Here is a 19,790-nt window from a genome sequence, read left to right as displayed (position 1 = left end):
GAGATACGGTGGCGCATTTCGTGATCATGGGATGTGGCCGGGTGGGGGCGACTCTGGCACACACGCTTGAGGACGCCGGTCATTCCGTGGCCATCATTGACCAGGATGACCGCGCTTTCCGCCGGCTTCGGCAAGGCTTCACCGGGCGCAAAGTCACCGGGGTAGGTTTCGACCGTGACACCCTCCAGCAGGCCGGAGTAGCCGAGGCCTACGCGTTCGCCGCAGTTTCCAGTGGCGACAACTCCAACATCCTGGCCACCCGGGTGGCGCGCGAGACCTTCCACGTCCCCCATGTAGTGGCAAGGATCTACGATCCGGGCCGTGCAGAGATCTATCAGCGGCTGGGCATCCCCACCGTTGCCGCCGTCCGCTGGAGCGCTGACCAGGTCCTGCGCCGTATCCTTCCCGAGCAGCACCTCGCCGGCGACTTCCGCGAACCGTCCGGCCGGCTGGTGCTGGCCGAAGTGGATCTGGACGCAGGCTGGATCGGCCACCGGGTCAGCGAGATCGAGAAAGCGGCCGACATCCGGGTGGCCTACCTCACCAGGTTCGGCGAGGGCATGCTTCCCGAGGCCGCCACGTCATACCAGGACGGTGACACGGTCCATGCCATGCTGCCCGTGGAACGCAATTCCCAGGTCGCCCAGATCCTGGCCAAAGCACCTGCCAAGGAGTCGTAGTGAAGGTTGTCATTGTCGGCGCAGGAAGCGTCGGGTCCTCCATTGCCAGGGAACTGCTGGCCCATAAACACGAGATCCTGCTGATCGACCTTAAGCCTGAGGTCATCGGACGCAGCGGCCTGCGCGGCGCACACTGGCTGGTCGGCGACGCCTGCGAACTCAGCACCCTGCAGGGGGCGAAAGTGGAGGACGCCGACGTCGTCGTTTCCGCCACGGGCGATGACAAGGTGAACCTGGTGGTCTCGCTCCTGGCCAAGACAGAGTTCGGCGTGGGCCGGACGGTTGGCCGGGTCAACAATCCCAAGAACGACTGGATGTTCAACGACTCCTGGGGCGTTGACGTTGCCGTCAACACCCCGCAGCTGATGACGGCACTGGTGGAGGAAGCGGTGGAGATCGGGGACCTGGTCCGGCTGCTGACACTCCAGACCGGGGTCTCCTCGCTCGTGGAGTTCACGGTCCCGCACGATTCCCACGTCATTGGCCTGACAGTGGGCGACATCGACTGGCCCGAGGACTCCACGCTGGTGGCAATCCTTCGCGACCACGCGCCCATCACACCCAGCCGCGACGACGTGATCGACGGCGGCGACGAACTCTTCTTTGTCACCACCATCGCGGCCGAGGATGAGTTGCGCGGGCTGTTGTCGCCGGAGTCAGCCGAGCCGTCCGGGGAGCCGGCCCGGCAGGAAGCCGTCCAGGCAGGCGGGTCTCAGGCGCCGGAGGACGACGGCTTCGAAGGCTGATCACCGGCGGACGGAACCGGCCGTGTGATCAGCCACGCAATCCAGACACCCAGGACGTACAGCGGGGTACCCATGATCAGCCTGGTGGTGGCAAGGGCAGCGAGGCCGTCCGCTCCCATCAGGTACAGCGGAACCTGGACCACCAGCCGAAGCACCAGGACACCGACGATGATCCACGTGCCCAGGCGGTAGGCCTTCAGGCGTGCGGGGTCCTTGCGCCAGTCCATCCCTTCATTGCGGATGAATCCGAACAGGAGTCCCGCGATGGGCCACTTGATCGCGATCGAAATGACCATGGCCACAATGTAGGCGGCGTTGGTAATAAAGCCCGGCAGATAGAAGTCCTCCGCCTTGCCTGTGGTGTTCGCGAGCCAGGCGGAGATGCCCACGCCCACCACTCCGGCCAGGGCCTGGGTCAGCGGACGGCGCTGGATAAGGCGCACCACGGTGAACGCAGCCGCCGAGGCCAGGGCCGCCACCAGCGACAAGGTCAGGTCCCGGGTGAGGGTAAACGTGACCAGGAATACCAGTCCGGGCACAATGCTCTCGGCGATGCCCTGGTATCCGCCGGCAGTCTTGAGGACATCGATCCGGCCGTCGTGGGTCCGGTGCAGGCCGGCCTGGGCTGCATAGCCCTCCGCAAGACCTGCCATGGACGGCGGTTCTGTGCGGGCCTGCCCTGTGCCGGGTTGTGCCGGCTTGGCCTGTGCCGGGTTGGCTTGCCCGGGGTGAACTTGCCCGGTGGGAGGCTGGTCCGCCCGGGAGGACGGCTCGGGCTGGGACGAGGTCATTCGTGCTCCTGGCGGGAAAGTATTTCGTAGCGTGGATTGAACATGGTGGGCAGCCCGTGGCTTTGGGCCAGCATCCCCTCAAGGCGGACCGCCGTGCCGGCCTCGATGCCCGGCACCCTGCGTCGCCCCAGCCACACGACCCGCAGACGGCGTCCTGCGCCTTGTGCGGGCTTGCCGCCGGAGTGCGGAACGTCAAGATCCGTGACGATGGCGGTGAATGCCGCGTTCTGGTTTGCGGGCATGTACGTGACAGATTCGATGTGTCCGTCACATACCACCCGGCCCCGTTCGGGAAGGAGGCTGACAGGTACTGCCCCGCCCCCGGGCCGGCCGCCGGAACCCGGGCGGGAATCAGCCAATCTGAGTGACTTCCGGCCCGCGCTCGGGTTCCTTCAATTCCGGAGCGGCAGGCGCCTCCGGGGCAGCAGCGGGCGGGGTGGCAGTGGCGTCCTTGGGCAGGCGCAGCTGAAGAAGATCGCGCGGCGGCATGGGGCTGTCCCCCCTGATGACCACGATCTGGCGGAACAGCGCTTCAAGTGGAGCCGCCGCCTCACGCTGCATGGCGGCTTCGCCGCCCAGGACACCGCGCAGGAACCAGCGCGGACCGTCGACGCCGATGAACCGCGCCACCCGGTAACCCTGGCTGCCGTCCGCCGCGCCGGCGGGCAGCTTGGCGATCAGCTCGGACCCGAATTCGCCCTGGATCTCTTCGACCTGTCCGCCCTGGCTTCCCACGGACTGGCCGATCTGCTCGCGGATTTCGTCCCAGAGCCCTTCGCTCTTAGGGGCGGCAAAGGCCTGCAGCTGCAGGCTGGATCCGTTGAGGTCCATGGTCACAGCCACCACGCGCTGGGTGGCTTCCTCCACCTCAAGCCGAAGCTGGAGCCCCTCACTCGGTGCAATCAGCAACGCTCCGAGGTCAACGTAGCCGTCCCTGCTGGAGATTTCAGAGACATCGAAGGGCCCGGTTGCCCTCCGCCCGGTGTCCGCCGGGGCCTCGTCAGCGGAATCCGGCGACTCCGCTGGGGCCTGGGCATCTTCCGGTTCGGCTGCCTGGTCCTTCTTGGATTTCCTGCCGAGCCCAAAAACCATGGGGTCTGTCTCCTTAGTTGTGAAAATGCCTGGCGGCCGGGCCCGCCGGTTGTCTTCGCCGCGGCGGGCAACCAACGTTGGGCCGGCACCAAAATAAAACTCGAGGTCAGGCGTTGGGTGAGGTGAAGCCGCCGGTTGATCCGAATCCGCCGGCTCCCCGAACCGACTCGCTGAGATCGCTGACGGGGACAAACTGCGCGTACTCCACCCGCTGGATCACCATCTGTGCAATTCTATCGCCGCGGCGCAGTTCGATGGCGTCCCGGGCGTCAGTATTGAGCAGGGTCACGGAAATTTCCCCGCGGTAACCCGCATCCACCGTGCCGGGGGCGTTGACGATCGTCAGCCCATGCTTGGTGGCGAGGCCCGAGCGGGGGTGGATCAGGGCGACGAAACCGTCCGGAAGGGCGATGGAAACCCCGGTGGGCACCAGCTTCCGCTCGCCGGGGCGCAGCACCACGTCCTCGCGGGCCCGCAGGTCTGCTCCAGCGTCGCCGGGGTGGGCGTACGACGGAAACTCCAGGCCGTCGTCGAGCATTTTCAGCTGCACCTGGAGCGTGGGGGCACCGTACGGGGCGGCAGTATCCGGTTCCGCGCCGGCCAGGGCCTCGTCGGGAGCAGTTTCAACAGTGGCAAGTTCGTCAGTCACAGTCACACACTCTAACGCCCAGCCGCAGTTCCGGCCTAGATTCACCGGTCCGCCCGGATGAACCCAAGATGAAATAGCCGGGCAAAGATGGAAAGCTGTTGCCATGCCCGATCCCAGTTCCACTGCACCCGTCCCCAGCGCCTCCCCAGCCGGCACCCCGGCAGTCTTCCGGGAGAGGCTGTGGCCGAACATCTGGATCTGGATCATCGCGGCCGGCATCTCCGGGGCCGGCATTCTGGTCTTCGCCCCGATCAGCATGGCGGCAGGATATATCGCCGCAGGCGTGCTGTTCACCGTCATCGCTGCCATGCTCCTGACGTCGACCCCCACAATCCTGGTGACCCCTGAAGCCCTGACCGTTGGCCGGGCCACCATCGAGCGCCGTTACATCGGGGGCGTCGAGGCGTTCCGCGGCAAAGAGGCCACCGCCCAACGGGGGACCAAGCTGAACGGCCTCGCCTACCTCTGCATCCGGGGCTGGATCGACCCCGTGGTCCGCATCGAAATCACGGACCCGTCCGACCGTACGCCCTACTGGCTTGCCTCCTCCCGGCGGCCCGAGGAACTCGTCGCTGCCCTCTCCGGAAAGTAGCCCTGGCCGGAAAGTAGGACTGGCCGGAAAGTAGACCTGGCCGGTTCAGCCTTCGCACTCGATGCAGTAGAAGTGGCCGTCCTTTTCCCTGGCGATCTGGGAACGGTGCCGGACCAGGAAACACGAAGAGCACGTGAACTCGTCTGGCCGCGGCGGAACCACCTGAACCACCAGTTCCTCGCCGGACAGGTCTGCCCCGGGAAGCTCGAAGCCCGCGGCGAGGTCACTTTCGTCCTCCTCCAGCACCGCCGCCGGTTTGTCGGAACGACGGGTTTTCAGCTCGTCCAGCGAATCCTCGCTGAGGTCTTCCTCGGACTTCCGCGGCGCATCGTAGTCAGTGGCCATCCCGGCATAACTCCGTTCCCATTCGCTCGAACGCGTGCGCGTATCACCCTTGATAACGCCAGATCTGCGCCGTTTGTGCCCCATTGCAGGGGAAAGTCCCGGAATATTGCGGCGCGCCCTTGCTCCTAAGGCAAAAGAGCAGCCGTCGGTGGCAGAGTTTCGATTGATAGTAATGCCAGGGTGGAGGATTTGTATGCAGGATCTACGGCTTGTAGGCGTACACGACGACGGGGAGCATCTCCTGTTGAGCGGCGCCGGCGGCGAGATGTTCCAGCTGCCGATCGACGAAGCACTGCGGGTGGCCAGCCGGCCTCCTGCGAAAACCGCGGCCGTTGCCGCGCCCATTGCCATGTCCCCACGGGACATCCAGGCGCGGATCCGCAGCGGCGCCACCGCGGCGGAGGTTGCGGAACGTTCCGGGCTGCCCCTCGCCAAGGTGGAGCGCTACGAGGGCCCTGTCCTCGCCGAACGGGAATACGTAGCGCAGCAGGCCCGCAAGATCGAAGTGGCCACACCCTCCCCTGCCCATGACACCTACCGCTCGGTTTTCGGTGACAACCCGGCCTCGCTCCAGGACATGGTCAACCACCGGCTCTCGGCTTACGGGATTGAACCGTCCACCGTGGAGTGGGATTCATGGCGCCGCCAGGACGGCAACTGGACCGTTGCAGCCCGCTTTGAAGCCAATAAGGGCCGGACCGCCGGGATCGGCGAGGAGCCGCCAGCGTTGTGGACCTTCAGCCCGGCCCGCAAATCACTGCAGAACGCCAACCGCTGGGCCCAGCAGCTCAGCGAGCTGGAGCCGATGGACGGTCCCGTCCCTGCCCGCCGGCTCACAGCCGTATCGGACCGGCCCTTTGACTTTGAAACTGACGCAGAAGCAGCCGCCCGCAACTCAACAGGGCCGCAGGCAGTCCCTGCGGGCAAGGAATCGGACGGCCTTCTGGACATGCTCCGGTCACGCCGCGGCCAGCGACTCGGCGTGGACGAGGATGCCGACGACGCCCTGGCTCTGCTCCTGACCCATGGCGTGCCCGCAGCGCATCCGCGGCCCTCAGAAGTTGCCGGGCTGGAAACCGGATCAAGGGACACTGGCGCCCAGGACAACGGCCCGCGCGAAGAACGGGAACAGCAGTACCCGGAGGGGGAAGGCCGGGAAGCTCCTCCCTCGGACGCCGCTGGGCCGGAGGCCGCAACTCCTTCCCAGATGGATCCGCTCACCCGCAAACGCGAGGGCAGGCCGTCAATGCTGTCCCGCCTGAGCCTGATCCCGCCGCACCGCGATGCCGAAGACGACGCACTGAAACTGCACGACGGCGTCAGTACGGACACCCGGGAAATCACCATCGTGGCGTCCCCGCTGCGTTCAGCCAAGCCGAACCCGCAGTCCGAGCCGCGCCGTGAGTCACCTTCCGAGCCGCCGGCCGGGTCGCGCCACCCGACGCCCAGCGTAGGCCTCGACGAACTCCTGGGCGGGGGAAGCCCACGCAAGGCGGCCGATGCAGCGGGTCCGGGCGATCGCGAGTTCGATCAGCGCGATGAACACAACGCCGACCTGCCGGAACGGCAGCCGGCAAAACCGAAGCGGTCCACGGTCCCCAGCTGGGACGAGATCGTCTTCGGAACCAGGCGGGACTGACTTCCTAAAGTGAGGTTTCGCCTGAGCCGCGCCACAAGCACGCATCCACCTCGAAGGGCAGCAAAGGGTCCTGCCGGCCCATGATGTTGGCGCCGTGCGCGGTGACCCTGCGCATGTAGTGCCGGCGGCAGAGCGTTTCATAGCCCACTACTGGCGTCTGGCCATCAGTGCCGGCGGAGGCATGGCCCGTGCCCATTTCCACATCGCCCACCACCACCTGGGCGCCTTCCATGACCATCACGCCGTCGACCGTGCGCGCGTTCTGGGTGGCCCGGCGCCCGCACCAGCACAGCGCCTCGACCTGGAGCACCTGCACCCGGTCAGCGAGTTCGATCAGCCGCTGGGAACCGGGAAACAGCCGGGCGCGGAAGTCAGCCGTGATGCCGAAGGCAAAAACGTCCACCTCCATCTCGTCAACCACCCGGGCCAGCTGCTCCACCTGGGCGGGCGAGTAGAACTGGGCTTCGTCGCAGATCAGGTAGTCAACGCGCTTGCCTTGAGTGCGCCGGCTGACCACTTCGTCCCAGAAGTCTGTAGTATCCAGGACCTCCACGGCATCGGTCTCCAGGCCCAGGCGGCTCGAAATCCTGGACCCCCCGGCGCGGTCGTTGCGGCTGAACCGGACACCGCCCCTGCCCCTGGCCCGGTGGTTGTAATCCATCTGCAGGGCGAGGGTTGATTTGCCGCAGTCCATGGTGCCGGAGAAAAACAGCAGCTCAGCCACGGACCGAACGCCTGCCTTCGGCCGCAAAGAACAGCAGGGGAACTTCGCGTTCGGCTTTGGTCAGGGAGCCGTGCTGACCCACTACCTCCATGGCCGCGGGCCTTACCCGGCGGGTGTCGTAGAAGGCCAGGGCGTCGCGGGCGGCGATCATGATGTCGCCGATCCGCGGCGCGACGGCCGGGCGGACTTCCCCGAACAGTCCCGCTGCGATAGCGTTCTCCCGGGTAAATGCCCAGATCCTGTCACCGAAGCGCGCACGCCAGGACTCAAGCAGGCGTTGCCGGGCGGCGGCATCGGCGCCGGCCTCCAGGTACAGATGAACCATCCGGGGCTCCCCCGCTGTGTGCCGCACGCCGTCAATGAGCGACGGGTCCGCGGCGTAGTCAATGCGCTGCTGTTCGGGAACGTCGAGCATCCCGTGGTCCGCGGTCAGGAGCACTGTGGTTCCTGCGGGAAGGGAGGCGTTGAGCCGCTTGACGGTTGAATCAAGCTCCTCCAGCTGGTGCTCCCACTGCTCGGACTGGCAGCCGTAACGGTGGCCGGCCTTGTCCAGTTCGTTGACATAGAAGTACATCAGGGAGGGTCCGGCGGTGGCCATGGCTTCGGCGGCGGCAGCAGTGCGGGCATGGGACGTCGTACCGGATACGAAGCGTCCGCCGCGGAGGGCTGCCCGTGTCATGGGGGAGTCGCCGAACTGGGGCAGGCTGACGGTGATCACATCAAGGCTGCGGGCTGCCTGTTCGAAGACCGTGGGAAAAGGCTGCCACGTGGCCGGGTCCACGCCGGCATCCCAGTTGCCCAGCATGTTGACCACTTTGTCCTGCTCCGGGTCCAGGACGTCGTAACCCACCAGCCCATGCTGGCCCGGTGCGAGGCCGGTGCCGAAACTCGTGAGGGCAGAGGCAGTGGTCGAGGGAAAAGTGGAGTCCAGCCACACCGGGATTTCCGCCTGGCCTGCCTGCATTACCGAGCGGAGGAAAGGTGTGTGGGCGGACTTTTGTTTCAGCATGTTCCGGCCCAGGCCGTCAGCCAGGACAACGCACACGCGCGACGCCGGCGGAAGGCCCAGCGTATTGGTGAACCCTTCCGCTCCCAGGCTTGCCGCCGCGCTGGTCAGCACCTCGGCGACGGACCGCCGGCCGAAGGCGGGCGCGGGCGGCATGCTTTGCGGTTCAGCCGTGGCTGGGACTGCGCCGCCACCTGCGACGCCTGCGGAGGCTGCAGCGGCGGCTGAGGCGAGTGTTGTTTTTCCCTGGTCCGGCATCTCAGCGCTGCTGGTGCCCGCGGCTCAGCCGGTTTCCAAAAACGCCCGTCCTCGGGCGGGGCTGGAGGGTCTGGCCGTTGTGGGCCACCGGCGCCGTGGAGCCGGTGTTCACCGCCCGCAGGGCACGGGCAAAGAGCTTGGCGTCCTGTACTGCCTGCAGGCCGTCGGCTTCGGCGCTGATGCGAAGGACAATGTCCTCCTGGGCGATGGTTCCGCTGTAGCCGTGGTCAGCCTCACACTGGGGATCACCGCAGCTTGCCGGGCCCATGTCCAGCCTTTGGCCGCCGGACCAGGCGATGGCGAGGGTGAGCTCCCGGACCGGATCCGAGGGCTTGTAGTCCTGGGGCTGGGAGTACATGTAGCTCAGGACGACCGACCGGATCTGGGCGACCGGCACGGACTCGGTGGAGATCTGGGCGACAGTCTGTTCGCCCGCTTCATCGAGCTGCTGGTCGTCCACGTGGGTGATCACCAGCATGTCCGAGGTCAGTACCAGCACGGTGATGTGCCTGCGGACCTCGGCCCGGTCGAAGTGGGTTTCCAGGTGCACGAGGTGGGCCACGCATTCGCGGCCGTCCAGGGCGTCGTCAACGACGTCGGCCACCAGCAGGGGGTAGAAGCCGGCTTTCTGGAGGGCGCCGTCCAGGCTCTGCCCCTGGGGCGTATGGCTTTGTGAGCTGTGGGGGCGGGTTGCCAGGTTGTCACTGCCGGGCGTGGAAGGCGTTGACTGGGGAGGCTGTGAGCTCATTCCCCCATTTTCACAGATCGGCCGGGGACTTGCTAACCGCCTCAGCCCAGCATCGCCCGGCGGGCACTGTCAGTGCGCTGGGCTGCGTTGCCGATCCGGATGTCCGCCGCGAGGATGGACACGCCCTGAGGGCCGCACAGGACGGGGTTGAATTCCACCAGGGCGATTTCCGGATGGTTGTCCTTCATCCATGCCAGCCGGCCCGCGAGATCTTCCAGGGCATCAACATCCACAGCGGGGAGTCCCTGGTAGCCGAACAGCTTGCGCGCGGCCCGGGGTGCCCGGATGAAGTCCTTGACGTCAACAGCGGACAGGGGCGGCACCCGGTGCGCCCAGTCATCGAGCAGGTTGACGGCGTCACCGGCCAGCCCGAAGGAGACCACCGGTCCCAGCAGCGGGTCCTCAATGGCACGGAATGTACAGGCCTGGCCAACCGGTGCCATGGACTGCACCTCCAAAGCCCTGGAACCGTAAGGGGCCAGCGAGCGCCGCATCTGGGCGATGTTCCGGCGGAGGGAATCCGGGTCTTCGATGTCCAGGCGCACTCCGCCCAGGTCAAGGCGGTGGCGCAGTGCCGGGTCCGTGGTCTTCAGGACCACCGGGAAGCCAAGCCGGCCGGCGGCTTCCACGGCTTCCTCTTCCGATTCGAACCTGGCGGACGGCAGCACCGGGATGCCGTAGTGCGCCAGCAGGGCGGACGAGGACTCCGGGTCCAGCGTCTTGAGCTGTTCGCCCTGAACGTCGTGGAGCAGCTGCTCCAGCAGGATCCGCGCATTTTCGGGGCTGCAGCCTTCGGGCTCCACGAAATGGCCCGGGTCCCGCGCCACCCATTCGGCGTAGCGCACAGTGGCGGCGAGCGCGGCCACGGCTGCGCCGGGGTTGGAGAAGCAGGGAACTGCGCGGCCGTCGGCTCCCATCATGCCCTCCACGTAGACGGAGGGATCAAGGATGCCGGTGAATGCGGCCACGACGGGCTTTCCGGCAGCGGCAGAACATTCGGCCAGGACCTCGGCGATGTGGTCCACCGTCAGTCCCCGCGCCGGCAGCAGGGCAGCCACCACAGAGTGCACCCTGTCCGAGGCGAGGGTCTGCTGGAGCCTGCGCTTGAGGGCTGGCAGCGCCAGTGACATGCCGGCGTCGAGGTCCACTTCGGTGACGATGCCGTCCACCTCCAGGCCGTGCGCCGCGGCGCTGTCAGCGACCACTTTGCCCAGTGCCAGCGAATTGCTGAAGATGGCCAGGCCGGGCCCCGCGGGCAGGGGCTGGCCTGCCACCACCTGCGCGACGTCCATCAGCTCTTCGATGGTCTCCACCCTGATGACCCCCGATTGCCGCATCATGGCGTCCAGCGCTCCGGCGGGCGCCTGGGTGGTCCGGACGGCATGCCCGGGCGGCAGGCGCAGGCCCATGGTCTCGGATTTGGCCACCACCACCGGTTTGGTGCGTGCCAGCCGCCGGGCGATCCGGGAGAACTTGCGTGGGTTCCCGATCGACTCCAGGTACAGGCCCACGGCCGTGGTGTCGGCGTCGTCCTCCCAGAACTGCATCATGTCGTTGCCGGAGACGTCAGCCCTGTTTCCGGCCGACAGCAGCGTGGACAGGCCCAGCCGCCGCCGGCTTGAGGCGGCGTAGAGGGAAACGCCGATGGCCGCCGACTGGCTGAACAGGCCCAGGCCGCCGCGCCGCGGCATGGTTGGAGCCATGGACGCGTTCAGCATGACATCGGGGTGGGTGTTCACGATTCCCAGCGAAGCCGGACCGATGACCCTCATGCCGCTGGCCCTGGCCTTGCGGACCAGGTCGCGCTGGCGCGAAAGTCCGCGTGCGCCGTCGTCCTCGAAGCCCGCGGTGGCGATCACTACTCCCTTGACTCCAGCCGCGGCGCACTGGTCCACCACCGTTGCCACTTCCTCGTAGGGGACGGCGATGATGGCCAGCCCCACGTGGTCCGGGACGTCGGAGAGCCGGGCAAAGGAGATCATTCCGGCCAGCTCAAACGCCTCAGGGTTGATGGCATAGACCGGCCCGGGAAAGCCGCCCTCGATGATGTGCTCCAGCAGCTGGTAACCCACGGTTCCCCATTTGCGGCTGGCACCGATGACTGCAACGGACGACGGCGCCAGCAGGTCCCGGACGCTTCTGGCCTCCGCGCGGTGCTCGCGTGATTCCATCACGGCCCGGGACTTCTCCGTGGGGTCGATGTTGAACTCAAGGCTGACGACCCCGTCATCGAAGTGGCGCTTGACGTCGTAGCCTGCGTCAGCGAAGACCATCAGCATCTTGCGGTTTTCCGGCAGCACTTCGGCGGTGAAGCGGCGGATCCCGTTCTCATGGGCCGCGGTGGCCAGGTGTTCGAGCAGGATGGAGCCGATGCCCCTGCCCTGGTGGGCGTCGGCGATGTTGAAGGCGACTTCGGCCTCGGCGGGATCATCCAGCCTGTCGTAGCGGCCGATCCCGAGGATTTCACCGCGGAAGGTGATCACCAGCGCCACCCGGTCCTTGTAGTCCACTTCGGTGAAACGTTTGAGCTCCTTGCTGGACAGGCGGGCCTTGAAGGCGAAGAAGCGCATGTAAATTGAGTTCTGCGACTGCCCGGTGTGGAAGGCCTGGACCGCGTCCGCGTCACTCGGAAGGATGGGCCTCAGATGGGCGGTTCCACCGTCCCGGAGAACGACATCGGCCTCCCAATGTTCCGGATATACGCCGTCCCCGGGCTGATCCACCATAGGCTTAGCCTAACCACAAACATCCGCCGCCGACCCGTTGCCTGACGACCAGATCGAAAACCAGTACCCCCAGAAGGATCCGCCCGCCCTATGGCCCGCCGCCAAAGCCCTACCCCCGCCGGGGATGCCAGCCAGGATTTCGTCGAGAACATCGTGGACATCGACGTCACGTCCGAAATGGAAGGCTCGTTCCTCGAGTACGCGTATTCGGTGATCTACTCCCGGGCGTTGCCTGATGCCCGTGACGGCCTCAAGCCGGTCCAGCGCAGGATCCTGTACATGATGAGCGAAATGGGCCTCCGCCCGGACCGCGGCCATGTCAAGAGCGCACGCGTGGTGGGCGAGGTGATGGGCAAGCTCCACCCCCATGGCGATACTGCGATCTACGACGCCATGGTGCGCATGGCCCAGGACTTCTCGCTGCGGCTCCCCCTCATTGACGGCCATGGAAACTTCGGCTCGCTCGACGACGGCCCGGCCGCTCCCCGGTACACGGAGGCGCGCCTCGCGGCAGCGGCGCTGACCCTCACCGACCACCTCGACGAAGACGTCGTTGACTTCGTCCCCAACTACGACAACCAGCTGACCCAGCCCGATGTCCTGCCGGCAGCGTTCCCCAACCTGCTGGTCAACGGAGCCACGGGCATCGCCGTTGGCATGGCCACCAATATGGCCCCGCACAACCTGGTGGAAGTCATCGCGGCCGCGCGCCACCTCATCGCCCATCCGGACGCGAGCCTGGATGACCTGATGCGGTTTGTCCCCGGACCTGACCTGCCCACCGGCGGCCGGATCGTGGGCCTGGACGGCATCCGCGATGCCTATGCCACGGGGCGCGGTTCCTTCAAGACCCGGGCGAAGGTGGAGATCGAGCAGCTTTCGGCCCGCCGCACCGGCCTGGTGGTCACCGAGCTGCCGTACATGGTGGGCCCGGAAAAGGTGATCGAGAAGATCAAGGACGCCGTCAACGGGAAGAAGCTGACCGGCATCAGCGACATCGTTGACCTGACGGACCGCCAGCATGGCCTGCGCCTGGTCATCGAGCTGAAAAACGGGTTCAACCCCAACGCCGTCCTCCAACAGCTCTACCGTTACTCGCCGATGGAGGACTCCTTCGGCATCAACAACGTCACCCTGGTGGACGGCCAGCCCCAGACGCTCGGGCTCGTGGCCCTGCTGTCGGTCTATGTGGGCCACCGGATCGACGTGGTGCGCCGCAGGACCGCGTTCAGGCTGCTTAAGAAGAAGGACCGCCTGCACCTCGTCGAGGGCCTGCTGATCGCCATTGTGGACATCGACGAGGTCATCCAGATCATCCGGTCCTCGGATGAAGCTGCGGCTGCCCGGGTACGGCTGATGTCCATTTACGACCTCTCGGAAATCCAGGCCAACTACATCCTGGAACTGCGGCTGCGGCAGCTGACCAAGTACTCCCGGATCGAGCTGGAGAAGGAGCAGGATGAGCTGCGCCGTGAGATCGCGGAGCTCGAAGCCATTCTCGGCTCGGAAGAGCGGCTGCGGGAACTCGTTTCCACCGAGCTGGGCGAGATCGCCGAAAAGTACGGCACGCCGCGGCGCACCGTCCTGCTCGAATCAGAGGCCGTCTCCCCCACCGTCGCCGCCGCCCTGGCCGCGCCGGGTGTGAAGGGCAAGGCCGCGCCCCTGGCTCTGGAAATCGCTGACGATCCCTGCTGGGCGATCCTCACGGCGTCCGGCCAGATCGCGCGCACGTCCAACCAGGAGCCGTTGGCCGAGGCCGGGCCGCGTTCCAGGCACGATGTTTTCCGCTCCGTGATAAAAACGTCGGCGCGCGGGGAAATCGCTGCCGTGACCTCCCAGGGCCGGATGCTGCGGCTGCAGGTCATGGACATGCCGGTACTGCCGCCGATGTCCGGCCTGCCCAACCTTGCCGGCGGTGTGCAGGCCAAGGATTTCATCACCCTGCTGAAGGGGGAAACGCTGGTGGCCTTCGCCCCGCTGGATGAAGTCCTGGCCATCGGTACGTCGCAGGGCATCGTCAAGCGCGTCCAACCGGAATACCCGCTGAACCGGGAGGACTGGGAAGTCATCGCGCTCAAGGACAAGGACCTCGTGGTGGGCGTTGCCCCCGCGGGTTCGGACGACACCGAACTGGTGTTCCTCACCCGCGAAGCGCAACTGCTCCGGTTCAGCGCGGCCAACGTCCGTCCGCAGGGCCGGACGGCAGGCGGCATGGCCGGCATCAAGCTCGGCGCCGGCGATTCCGTGCTGTTCTTCGGTGCGGTCAATGCCAACGACGACGACGCCGTTGTTGTCACCATCGCGGGCACCGACGGCGCCCTGCCGGGCACGGCTCCGGGGGCAGCAAAAGTGACCGCTTTCGCCGAGTATCCCGCGAAGGGCCGCGCCACAGCCGGGGTCCGCGCCCACCGGTTCCTCAAGGGCGAGGACATGCTGCTGCTCGCGTGGGCAGGACACGGACCTGCGAAGGCGTCGTCGCTGGCGGGCGTTGCAAGGTCACTGCCGCAGGAGCACGGCCGGCGGGACGGGTCCGGAATCCCGCTCTCCCAGGCAGTGGATGTGGTGGGCCCTGCCATGGCGTGGCCCGATCCCGCCTAGACTGCTGCCATGCCTATCATTCCTGATGAAAAGGACTGGACCTGGGTCCTGACCCGGCCTTGTCCTGAGTGCTCCTTCGACCTCGCCACGGCAACACCGGCCACCGTCCCTGCGACCATCCGGAACCTGCTCCCACGCTGGCGGGCAGTCCTGCGGCGTCCCGAGGTGGCCGAACGGCCTGACGATCACACGTGGTCGCCGCTGGAGTACGCGTGCCACGTCCGTGATGTCTTCACGCTCTTCGACCAGCGGCTGAACCTCATGCTCGATTCCGACGACGCACAGTTTGAGGACTGGGACCAGGACCGCACGGCCGTCGAGATGGATTACGCCAATGCCGACCCCGCGGTGGTGAGCGCCGAGCTGACCGCGGAGGGTGAACAGATCGCGGAGTCGTTCTCAGGCGTCAGGGAGTCCGACTGGGGACGGAAGGGCCTGCGCAGCAACGGATCCGAATTCACCGTCCTGACCTTGGCGCAGTACTTCCTCCACGATGTGGTGCACCACCTCCACGATGTGGATGGATAAGCCGTGGCGGGCAAGCCGTCGTGGATTAACCATGGACCGCTGACTAAAGCTCTTTGTCCCAGGCCATGCTGGTGTTGACCGCCCGGTAGCCCATCCTGGTGTACAGGGCCAGCGCGCCGGTGGGGTTTTCCGAGTCCACGTCCAGTGAGGCCACGTCCATTCCGGCCCCGGAAAAACGGTGCATGGCATCGGCCAGGAGCGCCTGCGCGATCCCCCGTCCGCGGTATTCCCGGCGCACACCAAGGAGTTCCGTATAGCCCTCCCGGACTCCGCGGCGGGCCGCAAGATCCGGATCGTGGGAAGCCAGCTGGTATCCGGCCACTGCCCCGCTGACGGCGTCCAGGACAACCGCGCCCAGATCGGGCCGGGCGAGCGGATGGTTGACGGTGAAGGACCAGGATTCTTCATCGCGCGGTTCACTGCCCCAGTGGTCGCGGAAAGTCTCATTGTGCGCAAGGCGGACCTGTTCATGCAGGTCCGGCGCCACAGCCGCCAGCACGAGCCCGTTTCCCAGGACGTTCGCGGGCAGCGGCTGGTCCAGGGGCCGGTGCATCTCGTTGAAATAGCGGACCACCGTGTAGCCCGCTGACTCCAGCAGCCTGGCCTGGTGCCCGTGCTGCTGCTCGGTGCCGATCCGAAGGCGCGGGGCCACTGGCACGCCGGTGCCGGCGGTGTCCTCGGCGAAGCGCTGCCGGGTGCGTTGCTCGAGCCAGCCGAGCAGTGCCGCTCCCACCCCGCGGCGTTGCCACGCCGGGTCAACGCAGCCGAATCCGTGCGCCTTCTCCGCGTCCGGGTTCTTGGAAAGCCGGGCGTAGGCCCGGATGACGCCGTCGCCGTCCAGGCCCAGCACGGCATGGGTGGCCAGCGGATTCTTCCGGGACTCCGCGTGCTGCTGGAGGTCTGCCTCGCGTTCGTGCCAGACGGGACGTTCCGCGGCGGCCGTCCGTGCGATCAGCACGGCCCACGCCGGGACGTCGGAAGCGCTTGCCTGCCGCCACTGAAGCTCCTGAAAGTCCACCCTTGGCTCCTGGTTCATGACATCAGGCTATGACACCACCCGCATACATCAGGCGCCTGCATCACGAGCCTGCATCACGCCAGAAGGCTCCCCTCCGGATGCCGGAGCCGGGAGTTGTCCGCGCCGCACGTCCGTGGAGGGGCGGACAGGTCCAGCAGCGTGTCATCCGGGTGGATGTCGGCCGGGTTGTGGGTCACCATGACCACCGTGCGGTCCTGGAGGCCGGTGCGGAGGTCGGCCAGCATTTCCCGTCCTGCTTCCGCGTCCAGATGGGCCGTGGGCTCATCCAGCAGGATCACTTCGGCGCCCGTCAGGATTGTCCGTGCGACGGCCAGCCGCTGCCGCTCGCCGCCGCTGAGGAATGATCCGCCCGGGCCGATCCGGGTATCCAGCCCCTCCGGGAGCCGCGACACCAGTGCAGCCAGTCCGACGGCGTCCAATGCTGCGGCGAGGTCCGCGTCACGGGCTGCGAACGGCTCTGTGCCCTTGTCCCCCGGATCCCGGGGCCCCGCGTCGCGCGTGTCTCCGGGGGCGGGAGCGGCCGGAGCCGGAATGCCCAGCAGCAGGTTGCCGCGCAGGGTCGAATCGAAGAGGTGCGCCTCCTGGGGACACCAGGCTGCCTTCCCGGTAACCGCGGCCCTGCCTCCCGAGGCCGGGATGAAGCCCAGCAGCACCGCGAGGAGGGTGGACTTGCCGGCGCCGGAAGGCCCGGTTACCGCCAGCCAGGTGCCCGGAGCAGCCGTGGCGGACACTCCGGAGAACACCGTTCCGCCGCCAGGCCAGGAAGCCGTCAGGCTGGACAGTTCCACACCGGGGGCGGCGCCGGGCCGTGGCGGGACTTCGTGCAGACCGTCAGCTGCTGCGGCCTCCAAGGGGGTTGCGTCAAGCACGCCCGACTCCGCAACCCGCCGCATGACTGCCCGCAGGGCCGGGTACTGGCGGACCGCCGTCGTCATTGCTGCGTACGGTTCCACGAGTGCCAACTGCAGGAGCACGATCACCGCCGCGGTGGCGGGTTCCATGGCGCCGGCAATGACCTGGGGGGCCGTGAGCGCGGCCGCTAACAGCGCCGCCGTGCCGCAGGCAGCGACCGTGAAGGCCTGGCCGAGGCCTTCCGCCCAGGCCGATCGCTGGGACGCCCGGGTTGCCGTGCGGTCCTCGGACCGCAGTGCGTCCAGGACTGTTGCGGCAATGCCGTTCGCATGCAGTTCCGCCCGGGCGTCCAGGGCCGCGGAGGTGCGCCGCAGGACTCCGGCGCGCAGCAGCTGTTCCGCCGTCGCCGACCGTCGGTCGCCCCAAAGGGCGAACAATGGCGCCACGACCAGGCTCACTGCTGCCGCGATGGCAACCGCAGGCACCGCCGCCGGCGCCACCAGGGTGGTGGCCAGCAGTGCCGCACCGGCCACCGCCAAGGCAGTGACAGGTGGCAGGACCACGCGCGGCAGCAGGTCACGGACAGTGTCGACGTCGTCAATCACCGTGCCCAGGACGTTGCCGCCCTGCAGGAGCCGCCGCAGGGACAAAGCCTTGCGGCTCAGCGATTCCCAGAGCCGGCCGCGGAGCCGCGTGAGGGCAGCAAAGACGGCGTCGTGCAGCAGGAGCCGTTCCCAGTAGCGGAGGACGGCCCGCCCGATCCCGAAGAACCGAACCCCGACGATGGCTGTGAGCAGGTACAGGATGGGCGGCTGTTCGCTGGCCCTGATGATGAGCCAGCCGGACAGACCGGACAGCGCCACGGCGAAAAGGGCGGCGAGGGTGCCCACCACGGCGGCACCGGTGAACCTGCCTGCCACGGGGGACAGCAGGCTGGACAGGAGCCGGGTGACGGGCGTGGACTGTGCCGTTCCTGCGGGCAGCGGCACGCCCGGACCGGCAGGCCCTGAAGCCTGCTGGTCCCCGGTGTTGCCTGCCGGGCTGGTGGCACCCGGGGTCACACCCGGGCCGGGGCCGGCCGCCTCCGGCATCCCGGTGATCGCGGCAGCTGCTGTCAGGCCGCGGGATGACACCGGAACCAGATGGTCAGCCAGCCCGCGGGTCCGCTGGTCGTGGGCCACCAGGACCACGGTGACCCGTCCGCGCAGCGCAAGGATGGACTCCTGCACCAGCGCCGCCGAGGCCGCGTCCAGGTGGGCGGTCGGTTCGTCCAGAAGCAGGACGGTGGCCCCTGCCCTGATCCGGGCCAGGCCGCGGGCCAGTGCAACGCGCCGGAGCTCCCCCGGACTCAGTTCGGCCGGATGCTTGCCGGCAAGGTGGCCGGCGCCGGCCGCGGTCAGGCATTCACGGGCCGTCCCTTCAGCAGCCGGGGTGACAGATTCTGCGGCGTCTGATCCGGCACTGCCCGATCGCACACTGCCCTTTCCACCGTGGAGGTAGAGAGTGACCTCCTCGAGCACGGAGTCGGCCACCATGACCGGGTGCTGCGGAACCCACGCGACCGCGCTGCGGTCCAGGCCGGAAATGCGGCCGGACACGGCGGTTCCCGCGCCGTCGCCCACCGTCCCGGCCAGCACGCCAAGGACTGTGCTTTTGCCGGCGCCGCTGGGTCCGTCCAAGGCAGTGATCATTCCGTGCGGGGCCGTGAAGGTCACTGGCCCGACGGCGGCCGCGGCCCTGCCCGCATAGGTGACCGTGAGGCCGGTGACCGTCACTCCCCGGGAGACGGGCACGGAAAGACTGCCGCCGTCGTCGTCCGGCGACACTGCGGGCAGGGGCCGCGGCTCGGGTGCGTCAGTGACCGTCCGGGCCGCGGCGAGCGCTGCCCGGCCGTCATCGCTGGCATGGTGCGCTGTGCCCAGTTCGCGAAGGGGAAGGTAGCAGTCCGGCGCGAGGATCAGGGCCAGGATGCCGGCTTCGAGGGCCATGTCGCCGTGCACCAGGCGGACGCCGATGAAGACGGCCACCACAGCCACCGAAATCGTGGCGATAAGTTCCAGCGCCAGGGCGGAGAGGAACGCGGTGCGCAATGTCCCCATCGTCCTGGTGCGGTATTCCCCGGAGATCTCCTCCAGTGCTTTGCGCTGCGCGGTGGCACGGCCCAGGCCCACCAGGACCGGCAGCCCCTTGGCCAGCTCCAGCATGTGGGCGGACAGCCGTGTCAGGGATTCCTGTGCCTCGCGGACGTGGTCCTCGGTGTAACGTCCAATCAGCACCATAAACAGCGGGACCAGCGGAACGGTCAGGACGATCACAACGGCGCTGACCCAATCCTCGAAGAGGATGCGCGCCCCGAGCAGCAGCGGGATCGTGGCGCAGTTCACGAGGGCGGGCAGGAACTGGGTGTAGTAGCTGTCCAGCGCATCCAGGCCCCGGGTGGCCAGGACGGCGAGGCCGCCGTCGGCCGGGCCGGTGGTGCGTACACGGTTCCGCAGGGCACGGGCCAGCAGTTCGGACCTGAGCTGCTCCTTGACGCCCAGGGCGGCGCGGCGTGCGGCGATCCCCTGCGCCCACACCGTGGCCGACCTCAGGACGACTCCTGCCAGGCCCCACGGAAGCTGGTCCTGCCAGGCGCCGTTACCGGTGGCGAGCCCGGCGAGCATGGCAGCCACCGCCTGTCCCATGAGGATCAGGGACAACGCCTTGAGCGATGCGAGCAGGCCGAGCCAGTAGACGGCGGAACGGGTCGCGGGTCCGGCAGGGAATTCTGGGCGCAC

17 protein-coding genes are annotated in these 19,790 nt (G+C 67.6%); 6 read left to right on the top strand and 11 right to left on the bottom strand.

All coding sequences use genetic code 11. The features are described from left to right. Nucleotides 1-8 precede the first annotated feature (8 nt). The gene (locus ABIA70_RS10065) at nt 9-680 is read left to right on the top strand and encodes a potassium channel family protein (protein ID WP_354147469.1); all 672 of its coding nucleotides are present in this window, start codon (nt 9-11) and stop codon (nt 678-680) included. Further along, complete coding sequence (locus ABIA70_RS10060) at nt 680-1,426, top strand: potassium channel family protein (RefSeq protein ID WP_354147468.1); 747 nt, start codon at nt 680-682, stop codon at nt 1,424-1,426. The genes ABIA70_RS10065 and ABIA70_RS10060 overlap by 1 nt, the downstream gene beginning before the upstream one ends. Here the strand turns inward: ABIA70_RS10060 and ABIA70_RS10055 are convergent. The 4 genes from ABIA70_RS10055 to dut form a co-directional block, all read right to left on the bottom strand. Beyond that, complete coding sequence (locus tag ABIA70_RS10055) at nt 1,393-2,217, bottom strand: DUF3159 domain-containing protein (protein ID WP_354147467.1); 825 nt, start codon at nt 2,215-2,217, stop codon at nt 1,393-1,395. The genes ABIA70_RS10060 and ABIA70_RS10055 overlap by 34 nt on opposite strands. Then, nucleotides 2,214-2,576 carry a single stranded DNA-binding domain-containing protein gene (locus tag ABIA70_RS10050; protein WP_354147466.1) on the bottom strand — a complete coding sequence of 121 codons (363 nt, stop codon included), beginning with the start codon at nt 2,574-2,576 and terminating at the stop codon, nt 2,214-2,216. Before ABIA70_RS10050 ends, ABIA70_RS10055 begins: the two co-directional genes overlap by 4 nt. Further along, complete coding sequence (locus ABIA70_RS10045) at nt 2,569-3,309, bottom strand: DUF3710 domain-containing protein (RefSeq protein WP_354147465.1); 741 nt, start codon at nt 3,307-3,309, stop codon at nt 2,569-2,571. The genes ABIA70_RS10050 and ABIA70_RS10045 overlap by 8 nt, the downstream gene beginning before the upstream one ends. Nucleotides 3,310-3,415: 106 nt before the next feature. Continuing rightward, nucleotides 3,416-3,958 (bottom strand): dUTP diphosphatase, encoded by a 543-nt coding sequence (gene dut / locus ABIA70_RS10040; RefSeq protein WP_354147464.1) that lies wholly within the window; start codon nt 3,956-3,958, stop codon nt 3,416-3,418. Between the two features lie 103 nt (nt 3,959-4,061). Between dut and ABIA70_RS10035 the strand changes: the two genes are divergently transcribed. Next, nucleotides 4,062-4,550: a DUF3093 domain-containing protein gene (locus ABIA70_RS10035; RefSeq protein WP_354147463.1), complete on the top strand. Its 489-nt coding sequence runs from the start codon at nt 4,062-4,064 to the stop codon at nt 4,548-4,550. Nucleotides 4,551-4,595: 45 nt separating this feature from the next. Here the strand turns inward: ABIA70_RS10035 and ABIA70_RS10030 are convergent, their stop codons facing one another. Beyond that, on the bottom strand, nt 4,596-4,895 hold the full coding sequence (locus ABIA70_RS10030) for a DUF4193 domain-containing protein (RefSeq protein WP_354147462.1): 300 nt from the start codon (nt 4,893-4,895) through the stop codon (nt 4,596-4,598). A 193-nt stretch (nt 4,896-5,088) separates the two neighbouring features. On the opposite strand from ABIA70_RS10030, the gene sepH reads away from it, so the two are divergent. Beyond that, entirely contained in the window at nt 5,089-6,534 is a 1,446-nt protein-coding gene (gene sepH / locus ABIA70_RS10025) for a septation protein SepH (RefSeq protein ID WP_354147461.1), read from the top strand. 4 nt (nt 6,535-6,538) lie between these two features. Here the strand turns inward: sepH and ABIA70_RS10020 are convergent, their stop codons facing one another. The 4 genes from ABIA70_RS10020 to ABIA70_RS10005 form a co-directional block, all read right to left on the bottom strand. Then, nucleotides 6,539-7,258 (bottom strand): thymidine kinase, encoded by a 720-nt coding sequence (locus ABIA70_RS10020; RefSeq protein WP_354147460.1) that lies wholly within the window; start codon nt 7,256-7,258, stop codon nt 6,539-6,541. Next, nucleotides 7,251-8,420, bottom strand: coding sequence for an alkaline phosphatase family protein (locus ABIA70_RS10015; RefSeq protein WP_354147805.1), 1,170 nt, complete (start codon nt 8,418-8,420; stop codon nt 7,251-7,253). The genes ABIA70_RS10020 and ABIA70_RS10015 overlap by 8 nt, the downstream gene beginning before the upstream one ends. Nucleotides 8,421-8,523: 103 nt before the next feature. Continuing rightward, entirely contained in the window at nt 8,524-9,270 is a 747-nt protein-coding gene (locus ABIA70_RS10010; RefSeq protein WP_354147459.1) for a DUF5998 family protein, read from the bottom strand. A 41-nt stretch (nt 9,271-9,311) separates the two neighbouring features. Then, nucleotides 9,312-11,996, bottom strand: a complete 2,685-nt coding sequence (locus ABIA70_RS10005; protein ID WP_354147458.1) for a bifunctional acetate--CoA ligase family protein/GNAT family N-acetyltransferase — start codon at nt 11,994-11,996, stop codon at nt 9,312-9,314. A gap of 90 nt (nt 11,997-12,086) precedes the next feature. Between ABIA70_RS10005 and ABIA70_RS10000 the strand changes: the two genes are divergently transcribed. Both ABIA70_RS10000 and ABIA70_RS09995 read left to right on the top strand, forming a co-directional pair. Next, complete coding sequence (locus tag ABIA70_RS10000) at nt 12,087-14,594, top strand: DNA gyrase/topoisomerase IV subunit A (protein WP_354147457.1); 2,508 nt, start codon at nt 12,087-12,089, stop codon at nt 14,592-14,594. Nucleotides 14,595-14,603: 9 nt separating this feature from the next. Then, nucleotides 14,604-15,122 (top strand): DinB family protein, encoded by a 519-nt coding sequence (locus ABIA70_RS09995; RefSeq protein WP_354147456.1) that lies wholly within the window; start codon nt 14,604-14,606, stop codon nt 15,120-15,122. A 43-nt stretch (nt 15,123-15,165) separates the two neighbouring features. Here the strand turns inward: ABIA70_RS09995 and ABIA70_RS09990 are convergent, their stop codons facing one another. After that, nucleotides 15,166-16,158, bottom strand: coding sequence for a GNAT family N-acetyltransferase (locus ABIA70_RS09990; RefSeq protein ID WP_354147455.1), 993 nt, complete (start codon nt 16,156-16,158; stop codon nt 15,166-15,168). Nucleotides 16,159-16,214: 56 nt separating this feature from the next. Further along, the gene (gene cydD, locus ABIA70_RS09985) at nt 16,215-19,790 is read right to left on the bottom strand and encodes a thiol reductant ABC exporter subunit CydD (RefSeq protein ID WP_354147454.1); all 3,576 of its coding nucleotides are present in this window, start codon (nt 19,788-19,790) and stop codon (nt 16,215-16,217) included.

It is taken from the genome of Arthrobacter sp. 754, from assembly GCF_040548695.1.
Taxonomy (GTDB): domain Bacteria; phylum Actinomycetota; class Actinomycetes; order Actinomycetales; family Micrococcaceae; genus Arthrobacter.
The sequence above is the reverse complement of the archived record's forward strand: the minus strand, read 5'-3'. Positions and strand labels throughout refer to the sequence as shown.

Coding starts and splice junctions, on each gene's coding strand:
- ABIA70_RS10030 (WP_354147462.1), bottom strand. CDS start 4,895: ATGGCCACTGACTACGATGCGCCGCGGAAGTCCGAGGAAGACCTCAGC.
- ABIA70_RS10045 (WP_354147465.1), bottom strand. CDS start 3,309: ATGGTTTTTGGGCTCGGCAGGAAATCCAAGAAGGACCAGGCAGCCGAA.
- ABIA70_RS09990 (WP_354147455.1), bottom strand. CDS start 16,158: ATGAACCAGGAGCCAAGGGTGGACTTTCAGGAGCTTCAGTGGCGGCAG.
- ABIA70_RS10035 (WP_354147463.1), top strand. CDS start 4,062: ATGCCCGATCCCAGTTCCACTGCACCCGTCCCCAGCGCCTCCCCAGCC.
- ABIA70_RS10015 (WP_354147805.1), bottom strand. CDS start 8,420: ATGCCGCCCGCGCCCGCCTTCGGCCGGCGGTCCGTCGCCGAGGTGCTG.
- ABIA70_RS10000 (WP_354147457.1), top strand. CDS start 12,087: ATGGCCCGCCGCCAAAGCCCTACCCCCGCCGGGGATGCCAGCCAGGAT.
- ABIA70_RS10055 (WP_354147467.1), bottom strand. CDS start 2,217: ATGACCTCGTCCCAGCCCGAGCCGTCCTCCCGGGCGGACCAGCCTCCC.
- ABIA70_RS10005 (WP_354147458.1), bottom strand. CDS start 11,996: ATGGTGGATCAGCCCGGGGACGGCGTATATCCGGAACATTGGGAGGCC.
- ABIA70_RS10010 (WP_354147459.1), bottom strand. CDS start 9,270: ATGAGCTCACAGCCTCCCCAGTCAACGCCTTCCACGCCCGGCAGTGAC.
- ABIA70_RS09995 (WP_354147456.1), top strand. CDS start 14,604: ATGCCTATCATTCCTGATGAAAAGGACTGGACCTGGGTCCTGACCCGG.
- sepH (WP_354147461.1), top strand. CDS start 5,089: ATGCAGGATCTACGGCTTGTAGGCGTACACGACGACGGGGAGCATCTC.